Source organism: Celeribacter sp. (assembly GCF_048259695.1).
Classification (GTDB): domain Bacteria; phylum Pseudomonadota; class Alphaproteobacteria; order Rhodobacterales; family Rhodobacteraceae; genus Celeribacter.
On the sequence record NZ_JBLXHL010000003.1, the window covers coordinates 56438 to 73463 of the forward strand.

Annotated in this window: 14 protein-coding genes; 8 read left to right on the plus strand and 6 right to left on the minus strand. The window is 59.2% G+C overall.

Features of this window, described 5'->3' with window-relative positions:
* The first annotated feature begins 87 nt into the window (after positions 1-87).
* Together ACN0Q0_RS06155 and ald are read left to right on the plus strand one after the other, a co-directional pair.
* Positions 88-2430 carry a Tex family protein gene (locus ACN0Q0_RS06155; RefSeq protein WP_417242508.1) on the plus strand — a complete coding sequence of 781 codons (2343 nt, stop codon included), beginning with the start codon at positions 88-90 and terminating at the stop codon, positions 2428-2430.
* A gap of 315 nt (positions 2431-2745) precedes the next feature.
* Positions 2746-3858, plus strand: a complete 1113-nt coding sequence (gene ald / locus ACN0Q0_RS06160; RefSeq protein WP_417242509.1) for an alanine dehydrogenase — start codon at positions 2746-2748, stop codon at positions 3856-3858.
* A gap of 136 nt (positions 3859-3994) precedes the next feature.
* Here the strand turns inward: ald and ACN0Q0_RS06165 are convergent, their stop codons facing one another.
* Positions 3995-4396, minus strand: coding sequence for a hypothetical protein (locus ACN0Q0_RS06165; protein WP_417242510.1), 402 nt, complete (start codon positions 4394-4396; stop codon positions 3995-3997).
* Positions 4397-4661: 265 nt separating this feature from the next.
* Between ACN0Q0_RS06165 and ACN0Q0_RS06170 the strand changes: the two genes are divergently transcribed.
* A complete protein-coding gene (locus ACN0Q0_RS06170) occupies positions 4662-5498 on the plus strand; it encodes a hypothetical protein (RefSeq protein WP_417242511.1) in 837 nt (278 codons plus the stop codon).
* Positions 5499-5600: 102 nt separating this feature from the next.
* Here the strand turns inward: ACN0Q0_RS06170 and ilvN are convergent, their stop codons facing one another.
* The 3 genes from ilvN to ACN0Q0_RS06185 all read right to left on the minus strand — a co-directional run bounded on the left by ilvN (position 5601) and on the right by ACN0Q0_RS06185 (position 8918).
* On the minus strand, positions 5601-6164 hold the full coding sequence (gene ilvN, locus ACN0Q0_RS06175) for an acetolactate synthase small subunit (protein WP_417242512.1): 564 nt from the start codon (positions 6162-6164) through the stop codon (positions 5601-5603).
* A gap of 11 nt (positions 6165-6175) precedes the next feature.
* A complete protein-coding gene (locus ACN0Q0_RS06180) occupies positions 6176-7924 on the minus strand; it encodes an acetolactate synthase 3 large subunit (RefSeq protein WP_417242513.1) in 1749 nt (582 codons plus the stop codon).
* 508 nt (positions 7925-8432) lie between these two features.
* Positions 8433-8918, minus strand: a complete 486-nt coding sequence (locus tag ACN0Q0_RS06185) for a YbjN domain-containing protein (RefSeq protein ID WP_417242514.1) — start codon at positions 8916-8918, stop codon at positions 8433-8435.
* A gap of 155 nt (positions 8919-9073) precedes the next feature.
* Between ACN0Q0_RS06185 and ACN0Q0_RS06190 the strand changes: the two genes are divergently transcribed.
* Positions 9074-9628 carry a ClbS/DfsB family four-helix bundle protein gene (locus ACN0Q0_RS06190; protein WP_417242515.1) on the plus strand — a complete coding sequence of 185 codons (555 nt, stop codon included), beginning with the start codon at positions 9074-9076 and terminating at the stop codon, positions 9626-9628.
* A 1-nt stretch (position 9629) separates the two neighbouring features.
* Positions 9630-9848: a DUF6500 family protein gene (locus tag ACN0Q0_RS06195; protein ID WP_417242516.1), complete on the plus strand. Its 219-nt coding sequence runs from the start codon at positions 9630-9632 to the stop codon at positions 9846-9848.
* 18 nt (positions 9849-9866) lie between these two features.
* On the opposite strand, the gene ACN0Q0_RS06200 is transcribed toward ACN0Q0_RS06195, so the two are convergent.
* Together ACN0Q0_RS06200 and ACN0Q0_RS06205 are read right to left on the minus strand one after the other, a co-directional pair.
* Positions 9867-10511 (minus strand): response regulator transcription factor, encoded by a 645-nt coding sequence (locus ACN0Q0_RS06200; protein WP_417242517.1) that lies wholly within the window; start codon positions 10509-10511, stop codon positions 9867-9869.
* On the minus strand, positions 10501-11934 hold the full coding sequence (locus tag ACN0Q0_RS06205) for a cache domain-containing protein (protein ID WP_417242518.1): 1434 nt from the start codon (positions 11932-11934) through the stop codon (positions 10501-10503). The genes ACN0Q0_RS06200 and ACN0Q0_RS06205 overlap by 11 nt, the downstream gene beginning before the upstream one ends.
* A gap of 377 nt (positions 11935-12311) precedes the next feature.
* Between ACN0Q0_RS06205 and ACN0Q0_RS06210 the strand changes: the two genes are divergently transcribed.
* The 3 genes from ACN0Q0_RS06210 to ACN0Q0_RS06220 all read left to right on the plus strand — a co-directional run bounded on the left by ACN0Q0_RS06210 (position 12312) and on the right by ACN0Q0_RS06220 (position 16943).
* Complete coding sequence (locus ACN0Q0_RS06210; RefSeq protein WP_417242519.1) at positions 12312-13406, plus strand: TRAP transporter substrate-binding protein; 1095 nt, start codon at positions 12312-12314, stop codon at positions 13404-13406.
* Between the two features lie 168 nt (positions 13407-13574).
* Entirely contained in the window at positions 13575-14504 is a 930-nt protein-coding gene (locus ACN0Q0_RS06215; protein WP_417242520.1) for a TRAP transporter small permease subunit, read from the plus strand.
* 84 nt (positions 14505-14588) lie between these two features.
* Positions 14589-16943: a TRAP transporter large permease gene (locus tag ACN0Q0_RS06220; RefSeq protein ID WP_417242521.1), complete on the plus strand. Its 2355-nt coding sequence runs from the start codon at positions 14589-14591 to the stop codon at positions 16941-16943.
* The last annotated feature ends 83 nt before the right edge of the window (positions 16944-17026 follow it).

The following is a 17026-nucleotide window of genomic DNA, read 5'->3' on the forward strand; positions in this document are numbered from 1 at the left end:
CCATGTGCATTTTATCGCGGACAAGGGCTTGGCGCGGTCTGTCTGTGGCGGTATCACGGATCTCCCGAGACCGTATTGGAGCCCGCCATGACCGACGCCACCGCTCACCGTATTGCCCGCACGATTGCCGCCGATATTGGCGCACGCCCCGATCAGGTCACGGCCACGGTCGCGCTGTTGGATGGCGGCGACACGGTGCCGTTTGTGGCCCGTTATCGCAAGGAGGCCACCGGCGGGTTGGATGACACGCAACTGCGCCGTCTGGCCGAACGGCTGGACTATCTGCGCGATCTGGAAAAGCGCCGCGCGAGTATTCTGGGCGAGATCACATCACAGGGCAAACTGACCGACGCTCTGGCCCGCGACATTGCCAAGGCCGACACCAAATCCGTTCTCGAAGACCTCTACCTGCCGTTCAAACCCAAACGCCGCACCAAAGCGATGATTGCGCGTGAAAACGGGTTGGAGCCGCTGTTGCAGGGCATTCTGGCCGACCGCGCCGCCGATCCGGCGGTTTTGGCACAGGGCTATGTGAGCGAGGCGGTCGAAACGCCCAAGGATGCGTTGACGGGGGCGCGTGACATTCTGGTCGAGCAGTTGGGCGAGAACGCCGCCCTGTTGGGCCGCTTGCGCGATGTGATGCAAAAAGAGGCGTTGATCACCGCGAAAGTGTCCAAAGGCAAAGAGGACGCGGGGGCAAAATTTTCCGATTATTTCGATCACAGTGAAAAGTGGTCCACCATCGCGTCGCACCGTGCCTTGGCCATTTTACGCGCCGCCAAAGAAGAGATCGTGACGATCAATATTGCGCCCGACCCCGAGGCGGGGTTGGCGCGGGTGATTGACATCATTGCTGCCGAGATCGGGATTTCGGGGACGGGCAAGGGCGATGTGTGGCTGCGCGAGGTGGCCGGTTGGGCGTGGAACGTCAAATTGGGTACGGCGATGTTCATGGACCTGTTGACCGACCTGCGCCGCCGCGCCCATGCCGATGCCATCGACGTGTTCGCCCGCAACCTGCGCGACCTGTTGCTCGCCGCTCCTGCGGGGGCGCGCGCCACCTTGGGCCTTGATCCCGGTATTCGCACGGGGTGTAAAATTGCCGTGGTCGACGAGACGGGCAAGTTGCTCGAGACCGCAACGATCTATCCGTTTCAGCCGCGCAATGATGTGAACGGGGCGAAAGCGACCCTGACACAGATGATCGCGCGGCACGGCATCGCTCTTGTCGCGATCGGCAATGGCACGGCCAGTCGCGAGTCCGAGCGGCTTGTGGCCGAGGTGATCAAGGCGCTGCCAACCGGCACCCCGCGCCCCACGCCCGTCATCGTGTCGGAGGCGGGGGCCTCGGTCTATTCGGCCTCCGAACTGGCCTCCCGGGAATTTCCCGACATCGATGTGTCGCTGCGTGGCGCGGTGTCTATCGCGCGGCGTTTGCAAGACCCCTTGGCCGAGTTGGTCAAGATCGAACCACAGGCCATTGGTGTTGGTCAGTATCAGCATGACGTTGATCAGCGTCACCTGCATACATCGCTTGGCGCGGTGGTGGAGGACGCGGTGAATGCGGTGGGCGTCAACCTCAATATGGCCTCCGCGCCGCTGTTGTCCTATGTCGCGGGGCTCGGGCCGTCACTGGCGCAGTCCATCGTCGCGCATCGCGATGCCAATGGCCCGTTTGCGACCCGCAAAGCCTTGCTCAAGGTGGCGGGGTTGGGGCCAAAGGCCTTTGTGCAATGTGCGGGGTTCTTGCGGATCACGGATGGCACCGAGCCACTCGATGCCTCCTCCGTCCACCCCGAAGCCTACGGTGTGGCGCGAAAAATCGTCAAGGCCTGCGGGCGTGATATCCGTGCAATCATGGGCGATAGCGCCGCCTTGTCGGGGCTGCGGGCCGAACAGTTTGTCGATGACAGCTTTGGCCTGCCCACGGTGCGCGACATCCTGTCCGAGCTTGAAAAACCGGGCCGCGATCCGCGCCCGACCTTTAAAACCGCTACCTTTGCCGAGGGGGTCGAAACCATGGCGGACCTCAAGGCGGGGATGTCGTTGGAAGGCACCGTGACCAATGTCGCGGCCTTTGGCGCATTTGTTGATATCGGCGTCCATCAGGACGGGTTGGTTCATGTCAGCCAATTGGCCGACCGGTTTGTCAAAGACCCCCACGAGATCGTGAAAACCGGCGATGTGGTGCGGGTGCGCGTCACCGAAGTCGACGTGGCCCGCAAACGCATCGGGTTGAGTATGCGCAAAGACGGCGGTGCGCCACCGCCCGCCACAGAGCGCGGTGCCTCGAAATCCAAAACACCGTACAAATCCAAAACACCGTACAAAGCCAAAACCACCGCTGCACCGCCCAAACCCGCGCAAAGTCAGGGCGGATTTGGCGCGGCTCTGGCCGAGGCGATGAAGCGCCCGACAAAAGGCTCGTAAGACAGGTCGCGCACAGGTCAGGCACAGGCTGTCCAAACTGGGTGGGAGGACGGCCCAAATCGGGCCGCCACGGTATGTCCGTGGGCGGTTCAGTGGTGGGGTCTGCCTTTGACGGGTGACAGGGGGCGTGCCTGCCCTGTGGTTGAGGGTGGGACCGGCGGTGCGTCAATTTTTGCAAGATTTCACCAAATACGGCCGGCGTTTCGGGATTTAATCCCAAAGCTAACACCTGACGGTCAATTTTACGCAGGTTTTCCCATCGGATGTGGAGAAAACTTGTTTTTATAACTTGGCCCGCACGTACAGGAGAGATGCATGCATATCGGATGCCCGAAAGAGATCAAACCCCAAGAGTTTCGTGTCGGCATAACGCCCGATGCCGCCGCCGAGGCCATCGCCCACGGCCATAGTGTCCTGATCGAAACCGATGCGGGACTTGGCGCGGGGTTTTCGGATGCGGATTACACCGCCGTCGGTGCGCACATCGCCCCTGATGCCGCAGCGGTCTTTGCGGCCACCGACATGATCGTCAAGGTCAAAGAGCCACAGCCCGTTGAATGCGCCATGCTGCGCAAGGGTCAAATTCTGTTTACCTATCTGCACCTTGCGCCCGATCCGGCGCAGACACAGGCGCTTTTGGCCTCCGGGGCGACCTGCATCGCCTATGAAACCGTGACCGATGCCCGTGGTGGTTTGCCGCTCTTGGCCCCGATGTCGGAGGTCGCGGGACGGCTTGCGCCACAGGTCGGCGCGTGGACCTTGCAAAAGGCCAACGGCGGGCGCGGCGTGTTGATGGGCGGTGTTCCGGGCGTGGCGCCTGCGCGGGTCTTGGTGATTGGCGGCGGGGTTGTCGGTACCCACGCGGCGCGGATCGCGGCGGGGATGGGGGCGGATGTGACCGTACTGGACCGCTCCTTGCCGCGCTTGCGTCAGCTCGACGACCAGTTCGGCGGTCTGTTCAAAACCGGCTATGCATCGAAATCGGCCACGGCGGAGTTGGCGCGTGAGGCGGATATGATCATCGGTGCGGTGCTTGTTCCCGGGGCCGCCGCCCCCAAACTCATCTCGCGTGATCAGCTCAAAGACCTCAAAACAGGCGCGGTGTTGGTGGATGTGGCGATTGACCAGGGCGGGTGTTTCGAAACCTCGCGGGCCACAACCCACAAGGATCCGGTTTACGAGATCGACGGTGTGATGCACTATTGCGTCGCCAATATGCCCGGCGCGGTGGCCCGCAGCTCAACGCTTGCGCTCGGCAATGCCACGATGCCGTTTATGGTGGCGCTTGCGGATAAGGGATGGAAAGAGGCATGTCGCGCGGATCCGCACCTGCTCAACGGCCTGAATGTTCACGATGGCCAGTTGACCTACGCCGCTGTCGGCGAGGCGCTCGGGATTGCAACGGTCGAGGCCGCAAGCCTGTTGTGACGGCGTCCGCTACGGCGCGGTTGTCGGGGGGCAAATAGACCGTTTGCGGCAAATCCGGTCTGCCCGCGAAAGCAGGCAGATCGTGTTCACCGACACGCCGGCCATTGCCCCGTCACCAGATCGGGAGGGCGGGGTGTTACCCGATTTTGGGGATGATCTCCTTGTCGCAATTGGCCGCCCGCATGGGCATGGAGCGCGTGTCCGTGCGCCGCGACAGGGACGCGGGGTGGGCGCTTTTGCGTTGTGTCCGGGCCAGTGGCGATCCGCCGGACGTGGCGCCGGCGTCCGTCTCCGCCATATCTTTCAATATGTCAGGAAGGTCGTGTAGGGGGTGGCCGCCCATCGGGACAAGTTTGTTGCAGACCCGCCGCCCGTTTTTATGATGGAATTCGATCACACAGGACGTTCCCGCCAAAGGCAGGTCCCCGGCACCGCTCATGCAATCGCGGGATTCGACATAGGCCAAATCGCCGTGGTCACTGCACCAAACAACAGCCTTTCGCTTTTGCGGGTTCGACCAAAGCACAATACCAAACATAATACGTCCTGATTTCTTTCAAATTGAAATTAAATTTATCGCATGACCGCGTGGGGCACAAAATATGTGATTATGTATCTTTCCCTTAGGTAATGTGACGTTAAATGGCGTCACGAAAAAGGGGTTTCATCTGTAAACTTGCATTTTACACAGTAAGTTCTAAGAATGTCGGGGTGTTAGTCGTGTCTAGAGTTTTTGATCTGTTGCTAGTTAGCGTCAGGTCCGTTGTCAGATCCATTGCTCTGCGTTCAGGAGGCTTGGTGTCGTGCAAAAATTTGGTCAAGGTCGTCCCCCCCCCTCTGCCAAGCCGGAGCCTGCATATCTGCGCTCTGTATTCGGTGCGAACCTGCGCGAGCTGAGTAAATCCGCACCGTCCATCGCCCAACTGTGTCGGGATTTGCGCATCAACCGCACACAGTACAACCGGTACTTGTCGGGCGAAGCCTTTCCCCGGCCGGATGTTTTGCATCAGATCTGCACGTTCTTTCAGGTCGATGCGCGCATATTGCTCGAGCCTTTGTCAGAAATTTCCAACGGTGAAGTCATCTATGCCGGCGGTGGCACCCGCATCCGGTCGGCCATCGAGGAGGCCGGCATTTTACAGGTGGACAGCAAAAATCTGGTCCCTGGCGCCTATTTGATGATGCGCAGGTCCTCAACAGACACAGAGCATTTGGTGGTCAATCTGGTGTCGGTGCGTCTTGAACCGGACGGGTCTATGCAGATGTTCGCTGTGTTAACCCGCAATCTCGCGGAGCGTGTCGGACTACCCAAGGCGCTTTATGAGCGGCGTATGACCGGGGTTTTCTTTCAACACCCTGGCGGTATTTCCTATCTCTCGATTGTGCGGAACATGCCGATTTGGGATATGGGGTTTCTCGAGAACGCCTTTATGGGCAACCCGAATTTGTTCTACGGCTATTCCATTGTGACACAACGGTTTGTAACAGGGGGGACGCTTATGGAGCCTGTTGCCCTGAAGCGGATCGGATCAACGATGGCCGAGATGATGGCGGCACGCCGTCTGGTTGGCTACACCCATATCAGCAAAATGTCGCAACCCGTTCAGAAGGTGTTCGCACAAAGTGAACGCGCCCCCTAGGTGAAGGCCGTGCCAGTGGGCGGCGAAGGTGCGAATACGAAAGCGGGCCTCATTGTGAAGCCCGCTTTGTCTTTTGGTCCAGTGTTCGATGTGCGTGCGGGGTTAGTCCGCGCCACGCCCGAGGGCCGCAACGCCGGTGCGGGCCGTTTCGATCAGGCCGAGAGGGCGCATCAGGTCGGCAAAGGCGTCGATTTTCTCGGACGGGCCGGTCATTTCGAACACAAAGCTTTTCAACGTGCTGTCGACCACATTGGCGCGGAAAATTTCCGCAAGGCGCAAGGCCTCGATGCGATTGTTGCCTGTGCCTTCGACCTTGAACAGCGCCAGTTCGCGCTCGATCGACGGGCCTTCGACGGTGAGGTCGTGGACGTCGTGAACGGGGACGATGCGGCCAAGCTGTGCCTTGATCTGTTCGATCACGTCACGGGTGCCTGTGGTGACGATGGTGATGCGCGACAGGTGGGTGTCGTGGTTCACCTCGGCCACGGTGAGGCTCTCGATGTTGTATCCCCGACCCGAAAACAGGCCGATCACGCGGGCCAGAACGCCGCTTTCGTTGTCGACCAACACGGCGAGGGTGTGTTTCTCGATCACCTCCGCATGGTAGTCGCGCAGATCATAGGCGGAGTGGCTGGACGTGCCTTGTTTGATATTTAGAGCTGACATGTTTTCTCTCCTTACACCAGAACCGCGCCGTCGGATTTGATGGCACCATCGGTGGACGCCTCTCCGAGCAACATTTCATTGTGCGGCTTGCCTGACGGGATCATCGGGAAACAGTTTTCGTGCTTTTCGACCAGGCAATCAAAGATCACCGGACCATCGTAGTTGATCATTTCCATAATCGCATCATCCAGATCGGCAGGATCGGAGCAGCGAATGCCCTTTGCGCCAAAGGCTTCGGCGAGTTTTACGAAATCGGGCAGGCTTTCGGACCACGAGGAGCTATAGCGCTCGCCGTGCAACAATTGCTGCCACTGGCGCACCATGCCAAGACGTTCGTTGTTGAGGATGAACTGCTTGACGGGGGCGCCGTATTGCATCGCCGTGCCCATTTCTTGCATGTTCATCAGCCAACTTGCCTCCCCCGCGACATTGACGACAAGCGCGTCCGGATGCGCCATCTGCACGCCGATCGACGCCGGAAAGCCGTACCCCATGGTGCCAAGACCGCCCGAGGTCATCCAACGGTTCGGGTCCTCGAACCCGAGGAATTGTGCGGCCCACATCTGGTGTTGGCCCACTTCGGTGGTCACGTAGCGATCCATCCCTTTGGTCAGCGCCTCAAAGCGTTGCAGCGCGTACTGCGGCTTGATAACCGTTGCCGAGTTTTTGTAGCTCAGGCACTCAACGGCACGCCACTGGGCGATCTGGTCGACCCACGCGTCGATATTGGCGGTCTTGCGTCCACGCGATTTCCAGACCTTGAGAATATCCTCAAGAACATGGGCGACATCACCGATGACCGGTTTGTCGACGCGGATCACCTTGTTGATGGACGAGGGATCAATGTCGATGTGGATCTTCTTGGAGTTGGGCGAAAAGTCCTGAATGCGGCCGGTGATTCGGTCGTCAAAGCGCGCACCGATGTTGATCATCAGGTCACAGCCGTGCATCGCCATGTTGGCCTCGTAAAGACCGTGCATGCCAAGCATCCCGAGCCAGTGTTCGCCAGAGGCGGGGTAGGCCCCGAGGCCCATGAGCGTCGATGTGATCGGGAAACCGGTGGCCGCCACCAGTTCGCGCAGCAATTGTGATGCGGCGGGGCCGGAGTTGATCACGCCGCCACCGGTGTAGAACACGGGGCGCTCGGCCTTTTCGATCATCGCCACAACATCGGTGATATCCTCGATCGAGGCTTTGACCGTGGGTTGGTAGTGGCTGATGTTGACCTTTGCGGGGCCGGTGTATTCACCTTCGGCGAACTGCACGTCTTTGGGCAGATCGACCAACACCGGACCGGGGCGACCGGTTGTGGCGACATGGAACGCCTGATGCAGTGTTTCGGCCAGTTTCTCGGTGTCTTTGACGAGCCAGTTGTGTTTGGTGCACGGGCGGGTGATGCCAACGGTGTCGGCCTCCTGGAACCCGTCTGTGCCGATCATGAATGTGGGAACCTGACCCGAGAGAACCACAATCGGAATACTGTCGAGCAAGGCATCCGTCAGGCCCGTCACGGCGTTTGTCGCACCGGGGCCGGAGGTGACAAGCGCCACACCGGGGCGGCCTGTTGACCTTGCGTAGCCTTCGGCGGCATGTACGGCGGCTTGCTCGTGGCGCACGAGGACGTGCTTGATATCGTTTTGCTGGAAAATAGCATCGTAAATCGGCAGCACAGCCCCGCCGGGGTAGCCGAATATCGTGTCGACGCCTTGATCTTTCAGGGCTTGGACGATCATTTGAGCGCCGGTCATCTGACGTGTCATCTCTTTTTCCTCTATGCGTCTCGTGTCATGGTGTTTGACGGTGACCCGTCGGGTAGGTTTTGACGGTGACCCGCCGGATAGGTTTTGACGGTGACCCGTCGGGTAGGTTTTGCGGCGAACCGCGTGTTCAGGCAATAAAAAAGCCCCCGAATTTCGGGGGCGCATGGGAACCGATATGGTCAACCTGATTACAGGCCCATGCGCGTTGTTCCAATAAGTACCACAAGAATGCCAAGCATGGCGTTCGCTCCTTTGACTGAGTTGGTGAGAACTTAGGACTGCGGCGCGGGGGCGTCAACCGTAAAAACGCCCTCCGAATTGAATAAAGTGTCGCAGGTGGCGGGTATTTTTGAAATTAAGTTACAAAATCCGGGTGTCTTTCGGCGCTTTTGGAAAGTTATGCGGTTTTGGTTCCGTTTTAAACGCCGCATTTCGGCCGCTGTGCGTGCGGGAGGCCGGATTCTGTGCCGCCCCGCATGCGATCGCACGCAGGGCGAGGCGCGGGCCATTAGCCAAAGAATTCGTCGACTTGCTCCAAAATCACGCGCCACCAATCCACGGTATCGTCGAGCGTGTCATAAGTCAGGCCACCCAGAAACGTGAACGAGTAATTGACCTTGAGGTCGCCATCCTCGTCGACCGATGCTTTGCCGAACCGGTGCTCTTCGTTAAAGGCGTTGACCGTGCGCAGGTCGGTTTTGTAGTCGGCCCCGTCAAAGAACGCCGTAAAGGTCGCGTTGTTGCACTCCGATGCCCCGTCGCAGCCGTAAAAGTGCATCATATACCGTAGCCCGTCGATGGTGCCGGAAAACATCGGGTCGCCTTCGCTGTCGATGTCGCGCGTGACCGATCCGTAGTTGTCCAGAATGTATTCAAAGGCGTCGAGATCATCAAAGGTGATGAGGGCTTGGGCCTGTGCCGCGTGGGGGGCTGTGGCAAGGCCAAGCGCCAAGGTCGCGGCGAGCATGGCGGTGCGGGTGAGGGGGCGCAACATATGTGGGTCCTTTCGTGCGGGATCAGTGTGACGCAGTTAAGCACGCAGATGGCGCGGAAAGAACAGGAAATTGACGGGCGGGACTGTGGTATTTGATGTATCACAAGGCCGCTTGCCCCGTACGGGTGCAGGTCTGTGTGCAAAGGAGATGCGTCATGGCCGCAACCTGTAAAACGGATTTACGCGCCGCTACACAGTTCGAATTTGAAAAGCTGACAAGGCTGATCGCAACGATTGACGCGGCCACAGCTCTCAAAAAGGGCGAGGACGATACCTCGATCAAGGATGTGATCGCCCACCGCGCCCATTGGATCGGTCTGTTTTTGGGATGGTACGCCGATGGTCAGGCGGGGATCCCCGTGTTTTTCCCCGCACAGGGCTACAAGTGGAATGATCTCAAGCGCTACAATCGCGACCTGCGGCAACGGCAATCGGGTCTGGATTGGGCGGCGGCCACCGCATTGCTGCGCACGAACTACGATTTGCTGATGGCCTTTATCGACGCCACATCCGGGGCGGAGCTTTACGGCGGGCCGATGGCGGGGGCCAACAATGCGTGGACGCCCGGACGGTGGGCCGAGGCCGAGGGGCAAGCCATTTCCGCTCCGCCGCCAAGACGCTGCGCGCAATGCTCAGGGCGATGCCGTAACGTATTCCCACGGCCCCTCCGGTCTGTTAGCCGTGTCCCTTTCCGGTCGGTAGAGGTCTGAGATGCGTGCAAGTTTAAGAGCCAAGGCCATTGCGGTTTGCGAGGCGAAAATCGCCAAAAAGGGCGAGGGGGTCGGCCTGTCGTTCTATGCGTTTTTTGCCAATCGCAATGACAATCCCGAGCTGTTGATGGAGGCCGCCGAATGGTGGATCAAAACCCATAAACTCGACCATTTCGAAAAGGCCGTCAAAATCCGCGATATGATCGGATCCGGTCTGTAACGGCCGCGCGGAACAGGCCTAAAACCGTCCCGTGCCTTGCAGTACGCCATGCTCCATCGCGTAGCGGGTCAGCCCCGCTGTCGAGGAAATGCCCAGTTTGCGTTTGATGTTCTTGCGGTGGGTTTCGACCGTGCGCACGGAAATATCGAGGGCCTCGGCCACGTCGCGATTGGATTTGCCCTGTGCCAGTTCCAACAGGATCGTCTGTTCGCGCCCCGTGAGGGCCTCGCGCCCGTCGCGGGTTTTGGGGCTCATCGCGGCTTGCGCGCCGTTGCACAGGTACCGCTCGCCACGCATCACCGTGTCGATGGCGTCTTTGACATCGTCAGTCGGCACGTCCTTGAGAACATATCCCATAGCGCCATGGCTGAGGGCGGCGGAGATATATTCGGGACTGTCGTGCATCGACAGGATGAGAATGCGGGTCTCGGGGGCGCGTTCCAATATGATCTCGGTCGCGGTCAGCCCGCCCATCTGCGGCATGTTCAAATCAAGCAGGATCACATCGGGAGCGAGATCCGGCAGTTGGTCCACGGCCTCCTGGCCGTTGGTCAGGCATTTCACCACCTCGATATCGTCAAAGGTTTCCAACAGGGCGCGAATGCCCTCGGCCACCATCGGATGGTCGTCCACGATGAGGACGCGTGTGATTTTATCGGTCATTGATCTGCCTTTTTGAAGCGGCGGGGCGATTGGGCGAAGCGGGCGGCAACAGGTGTTTGAGCGGCACGGTCGCGTCGATGACGGTGCCGGGATTGCGGTGGCTGATCGTGAATGTGCCGTCAAGCTGTTCCATGCGTTCGGCCATATTGCGCAGGCCAAGCCCCTGACCGCGTGGCGCGGATCCGCGCAGCTCGGCAATGCCGCGCCCGTTGTCCTTTATCTGCAGGGAGGCGCCGGACCGGTGGCCGGACAGGTGGACTTTCACTTCGGTGGCATCGGCGTGACGCTCGATATTGGTCAGCGCCTCTTGGGCGATACGGAACAGCGCGATCTTGGCCTCTTCGTCGAGGCGGTTGCGAAACACCACGGTCTCCAGTTCGGTCGCGATGCCGGTGCGTTTCTGGAATTCCTCGGTGAGGGCCTGAAGCGCGGGGCCAAGGCCGAGGTCATCCAGAATGCCCGGGCGCAGGTCGCGCGAAATACGGCGCACTTCGGAAATCGCACTGCCGAGCATGTCGACGCTTTTATCGAGGCTTTCGGGTGCGCGGTCATCCCCCGTGACAAGGCGCCGCCGCGCCAGATCAAGCGCATAGCGCACGCCGACAAGCATCTGTGAAATCCCGTCGTGCAACTCACGCGCCACCCGTCCGCGCTCTTCTTCCTGAGTGTCGAAAATGCGTTGGGTGAGTTCCTTGAGTTTGGCATCGGCAAGGCGGCGTTCGCGGATCGTGATGCTCACACCGGACATGAACACCAACAACACAGCGGCCAAGGCAATCGCGCCGATATACAGGAATGTCTGGCGCACGCGGTTTTCCACCTGGGCGCGGGCATCCGCGACGGACGTGAGCACATCATCCAGAAACACCCCCGTCCCGATGACCCATTGCCAGTCTTGCAGACCCACCACATAGGACACCATCTGTGCCTCTTGGCCGGTGGACGGTTTGACCCACAGGTACTCGTGATAGCCGCCCCCCTGTTTGGCCAACTCGATCAGGCGGTCCACCACGGGGGTGTTGGCACTGTCGGTCAGCCCCGACCAGTTGCGTGTGATGAGATCGGTCTGGCGCGGCGCGACAAGGTTGGTGCCGCCATAATCATAGACAAAGAAGTAGCCGTCCGTGCCATAGGTCATCGCCGACAAGCGTTGTGTGACAAGGCGTTTGGCGGTTTCGTCATCGGGCGGGGCGGGGTTGTAGGTGGCCGAGACAGAGGCGCGGGCCAGTTGCACATAGTTGCGCAACTCTTCTTGCTTGGCGGAAATGAGTTGCGCCTCCAGATCGGCGATCTCGCGTTCGGCCATGGCCCGCGATTGATGCGCCACCAAGACCGAAATCGCGGCCACGGCCAACAACAGCGGCACGGTGGCCAGCACAAAAAGTTTTTGTGCATAGCTGAATTGGGGCAGGAGGCGTTTCATCCGTGCGGGCATTCTCTTTCGGTGTGGCCCCTTAACAACGGGCGCGTGGGGCGGCGGTGATCGAATCGCACGATAGGGACAGGGGCGGGGGCGTCAATCATCCGTCGTACATTCTTGTGTAACGGTGGTGTTTTCCCGGTTTTTACCGCACGTGGCGCGAAAATAAATGCTCTCTGCGTAGTCTTGGGTATTTATTCACCCCAACCGGCTCGTTAGGCTCCAGACACGAGCCGGTCCCTGATCTGCGCGTATGGGAGGAGTTTGCGTTTTCATCACTCTGCGTTTCGCATTCGAAACGCGGCGAAAACGGGTCCCCCTAATCGTGCGGCACAGGGTCCTAATACTGGCCATAGACCACTCTGGGAGGAACAATCTCTATGGATCGCCGTTCATTTTTGAAAACTACAGCACTCGGTGGCGCCTCTGCCGCTGCTGCATCCACACTCGCAGCCCCCGCATTTGCCCAAGGCAAACGCACATTGACCATGGTGACAACATGGCCACGCGGCCTCGCCGGTGTTTGGGATAGCGTCGAGCGTTTCGCAACATCCGTTACCGAAATGTCCGATGGCGCTTTGACCATTGATGCCAAAGCCGCAGGCGAGCTTGTTGGTGGTCTCGAAGTGTTCGACGCCGTGACTGCCGGTCAGGCCGACATGTACCACGGTGCCGACTACTACTTCACCGGTCAGCACCCCGCGATGGCCTATTTCACCACCGTGCCATTCGGCATGACCGCGCCCGAAATGATGGTGTGGTACTACGGTATGGGCGGCATGGAGCTGCACCACAACCTCGGTGAGATCTTCGGTCTCAAATCTTTCATCGCGGGCCAGACAGCGGCTCAAGGTGGCGGTTGGTTCCGCAAGGAAATGATGTCGCCTGCCGACTTCCAGGGTCTCAAATTCCGTATGCCGGGTCTTGGTGGCGAAGCGCTGTCCAAACTGGGCGCATCCGTTCAGACCATCGCCGGCGGCGAAATCTATCAGGCCCTGTCCTCCGGCGCACTCGACGGCACCGAGTGGATCGGCCCATGGTCCGATGAGAAGCTCGGCCTGCAGGAAGTTTGCGACTACTACTACCCCGCAGGGTTCCACGAGCCAGGTGCCGCGCTCACCGTTGCGACCAACCTCGAAGTGTTCGAAAGCCTCACACCTGCGCAGCAAAAAACCATCGAAGTGGCTGCGGGCGATGCGCATCAGCACAACTACTCGCTGTTCATGGCGAACAACGGTCCGGCATTGCAGCGCCTCATCTCCGGCGGCGTTCAGATCAAGGAATTCTCGAACGATATCTGGGATGCCTATGGTGCGGCCTCCAAAGAGGTTCTCGACGGGTACATGGGCGACGAGCTGTTTGCGGAAATCCGCAACTCCGCAGAGGCCGCCATGTCGACCACATCCGGTTGGGCTGCTCGCTCCGACAGCGCGTACACCGCACAGCGCGACCGCGTTCTTGCAAACCTGAAATAAGGCTCCGCCTGTTACAAAACTCAGAGATGCGCACGGGTTCGTGCGCATCTCGACATTCAAAAACCAACAATAATACATTGAAAAGATACCGTTTTTGCCGTGTAGGCGCCGCCATATGATGCGCCTGTCTATATCGCCAAAACGGTTTGGGAAGGGGACACCTCAGACATGGAAGAGCAAGAAACACTTAGCTTTTTCGGGATCATTTTTGACGCTATCCTTGCGTTGTTCGTCAATCTTGGCCTCGGGTTCTGGCATATCTTTCAAGCCCTCATTCACCCGTCGGCATGGCTCGATTGGTCGAACAAGGAAAGCCTGCTGCGCTTTGTCTATTATGGCGGCTCGAAGGAATTGCTGTTCGTGTTCCTCGATCTGGTGATCGTGCTGACCGTGATCGGGTTTTTCCACCGGCCCCTGTTGTGGGCGTTGGTGCGCGGCCTTGAAAAAATCAACAACACCGTGGGCCGCGTTGCGGCATGGGCGGGCCTGTTGATGGTCTTGCAACAGATCATGGTGGTGTTCTTGCAATCCATCTTTCGTCTTGGCGAGATCTCCATCGCGCCGTTCGGCACGGGCTTTACCCAATCCGTCGGGTGGTTTTCCGAGAGCCTCAAGTTCGAGAACGCCCTCGTGGTGTCCTTGTGCGTCTCTTATGCCTTTATTCAGGGCAGCCATGTGCGGGTGGACCTCGTCTACGCCGGTGTCAGCTACCGTGTGAAACGCATGATCGACATGTTCGGGGCGTTGTTCTTTATGCTGCCCGTGGCGATGCTGACGTGGATGTACGCATGGTTCTTCCTGTGGCGTCACCTGATCACGCCAAAGGTTTCGGCCTCCGACGCGCTTGACCGGATGCTGATGAAATCACGGATCGTGAAATGGAACGTCGAAACCGTGTCCTTCTCGGCCAACGGCTTTAACGGCTATTTCCTCTTTAAAATTCTCATTCTGTCCTTTCTGTGCCTCGTTATTCTACAAGCGCTCGCCTTCTTCTACCGCTCCTATCTGGAGATGATCGAAGGCGAGGACAGCGAGGGAAAATACCTCGACCGCGACACGCTTGGTGAAGGCGAAGAAGCCTATGAGGGGACGCACTAATGATGGCTCAGGTTCAGGAAACGGTACTGCCGGCAGTCCGGCTCACCCCTACAGACACCGAACGCGCGGCGAAGGAATAACGACATGATTTTTGGATTTGATGGCGTAGAAATCGGCCTCATCATTGTATTCCTCTGCCTGTTCAGCGGAATTCTCACGGGCTTTCCGGTGGCCTTTGCCATCGGCGGGGCGGGGCTTTTGTCCTTTGCGATCATTGCGGCGCTGGATGGCGCGGGTATCCTCGTCCATCAGGCGATCGATACCGGATCACAGGCCTACCGCGATCTGGTGAACAGTGGCGTCAACCCCGTCAATATTTCGCACTTCAGGTTCCCTGATTTGCCGCAATACGCCGAACCGTTGTTCCCCGGTGGTTGGGAACAAGCGGTCGATCGCAACCTGTCATTTATCGTCAACCGTATGAACGAGCGCGTCTTTGCCGGCGCGTCTATCGAGACGCTTCTGGCGGTGTTGATGTTCGTGATGATGGGGATCATTCTGGAACGCTCCAAAATCGCCAACGACCTTTTGACCACAATGGCCCGCGTGTTCGGCCCGTTGCCCGGCGGTTTGGCCGTGTCGGTTGTCATCGTGGGGGCCTTCCTTGCGGCCTCCACGGGCATCGTGGGGGCGACCGTTGTCACCATGGGTCTGTTGTCGCTGCCTACCATGTTGCGCCACAACTATTCGCCCGAACTGGCGACGGGTGTGATCGCGGCCTCTGGCACATTGGGCCAGATCATTCCGCCCTCCATCGTGATTGTTTTGCTCGGCACACTTGCGGGGGATCTGTATTCCGCTGCCCAAGAGGCCCGTGCGCTGTCGGTCGGGTGTTCGGACGCGCTGACCTATCTTGGCGAACCTGCCGTTGTCTCCGTCGGTACCCTGTTCCAGGCGGCGATGTTGCCCGGGATCATGCTCGCGTTCCTCTATGCGGCCTATGCCTTTGGCTACGCGATGTTCAACCCGCACAAGGCACCGCCTGTTCACCTTGAGCATACCTCGCATGAGGTCATCCCGCGCCGTGATGCCCTGTTGTGGTTCCTCGCGATGCCTGTGCTGATCATCGGCAGTGTCATCATGGCGTCGCAGGTGGGTCTTGCGGGCTCGCAAACCATCCATGTCAACCAGTTCACGGATGGCACCCCACAGGCGTCTTTGCGCACGAATGTGTCCGAAAGCTGCGAAGCGGCGATGATCGAATTGCACGGCGAAGAGGCATGGACCACGGCCCTTGCAGAGCAACAAGCGATCGAAGATTCCGGTGGCGCACAGCTTTCGGTCGAGCGCACCCCCGAACAAATCGAAGCCCTGACGATCGAGGCGGTCCAAACCGCACCGAAACTTGGCACGGGCTTGTTGGTTGTTATGGCGTTGCTCGGCGTTATCATGTCTCTCGGACGTGGTGTGGCGCCGATGGGCGACCCCAAAGCGCTGTTGATCGGTGCGGGCGGTATCCTTGCGGTCTTGCTCGTCGACGCTGTGATGGTTGGCCCGTTGATGAGCCACGGCACCTCTTTTGTGCTCTATCTCATTCCGTTCGCCGCAATTGCCTATGGCATGAAACAGGCCGCGGCGAACCTGAGCAAAAACGAATTGTTCCGCGTGGTTTTCCCACCGCTGATCCTGATCGTTGCCGTGCTCGGCTCGATCCTGGGTGGCGTGACCAACCCGACCCCTGCGGCCGGTTTGGGGGCAGGCGGCGCATTGCTGTTGGCGGCCTATCGCAAGTTGGCGGATCACCACAAAACGAGCAAAATCATTCTTGGTGGCGCGTTCGCGGTGATGATCATGATCCTCGTCGGTTCCAACTTTGACCTGCGCATGGGGCGCGGCGATGTGCCGTTCGAGGATTGGGTGGCCTACTTTGTCGCTCTGGGCGCGTACTACTTTGCCATGTTCGGCATCCTCTACGCCTGTTACGTGCTGTTCAAAGACGGCACTCTGGGCATCGTGGTGCGCGAAACGGCGAAAGTGACCTCGATGGTGTTTACCATCCTGATCGGGTCGCAATTGCTCAACCTCGTGGTCATCTCCTTTGGTGGCGAGCACTATATCCAAAGCTTCCTGCGCTCGTTCGACAATGAGTTCACGGTGTTCTTGTTGGTGATGGCCGTGCTCTTTATTCTGGGCTTTGTGCTCGATTTCCTCGAGATCATCTACATCGTGGTGCCTATCGTTGGCCCCGTGATCTACGGTGGCACGATGGACCCGAAATGGGTGACGATCATGATCGCGGTCAACCTCCAGACCTCCTTCCTCACACCGCCGTTCGGCTTTGCGTTGTTCTATCTGCGCGGTGTGGCGCCCAAGGAGGTCACGACGGGCCATATCTATCGCGGCATCATTCCGTTTGTGCTGATCCAGGTGGTGGGCATCGGAACGCTGTGGCTGTTCCCCTCGATTGTGACGATTGTCCCCAATCTGATCGGTCACTAGACGGCCTCGGATACGGATACGGACACACGGTACACGAACGGCCCCGCCTAAATTGCGGGGCCGTTTCTTTTTGACTTGATTTT

Coding starts and splice junctions, on each gene's coding strand:
- ACN0Q0_RS06155 (WP_417242508.1), top strand. CDS start 88: ATGACCGACGCCACCGCTCACCGTATTGCCCGCACGATTGCCGCCGAT.
- ald (WP_417242509.1), top strand. CDS start 2,746: ATGCATATCGGATGCCCGAAAGAGATCAAACCCCAAGAGTTTCGTGTC.
- ACN0Q0_RS06165 (WP_417242510.1), bottom strand. CDS start 4,396: ATGTTTGGTATTGTGCTTTGGTCGAACCCGCAAAAGCGAAAGGCTGTT.
- ilvN (WP_417242512.1), bottom strand. CDS start 6,164: ATGTCAGCTCTAAATATCAAACAAGGCACGTCCAGCCACTCCGCCTAT.
- ACN0Q0_RS06180 (WP_417242513.1), bottom strand. CDS start 7,924: ATGACACGTCAGATGACCGGCGCTCAAATGATCGTCCAAGCCCTGAAA.
- ACN0Q0_RS06185 (WP_417242514.1), bottom strand. CDS start 8,918: ATGTTGCGCCCCCTCACCCGCACCGCCATGCTCGCCGCGACCTTGGCG.
- ACN0Q0_RS06190 (WP_417242515.1), top strand. CDS start 9,074: ATGGCCGCAACCTGTAAAACGGATTTACGCGCCGCTACACAGTTCGAA.
- ACN0Q0_RS06195 (WP_417242516.1), top strand. CDS start 9,630: ATGCGTGCAAGTTTAAGAGCCAAGGCCATTGCGGTTTGCGAGGCGAAA.
- ACN0Q0_RS06200 (WP_417242517.1), bottom strand. CDS start 10,511: ATGACCGATAAAATCACACGCGTCCTCATCGTGGACGACCATCCGATG.
- ACN0Q0_RS06205 (WP_417242518.1), bottom strand. CDS start 11,934: ATGAAACGCCTCCTGCCCCAATTCAGCTATGCACAAAAACTTTTTGTG.
- ACN0Q0_RS06210 (WP_417242519.1), top strand. CDS start 12,312: ATGGATCGCCGTTCATTTTTGAAAACTACAGCACTCGGTGGCGCCTCT.
- ACN0Q0_RS06215 (WP_417242520.1), top strand. CDS start 13,575: ATGGAAGAGCAAGAAACACTTAGCTTTTTCGGGATCATTTTTGACGCT.
- ACN0Q0_RS06220 (WP_417242521.1), top strand. CDS start 14,589: ATGATTTTTGGATTTGATGGCGTAGAAATCGGCCTCATCATTGTATTC.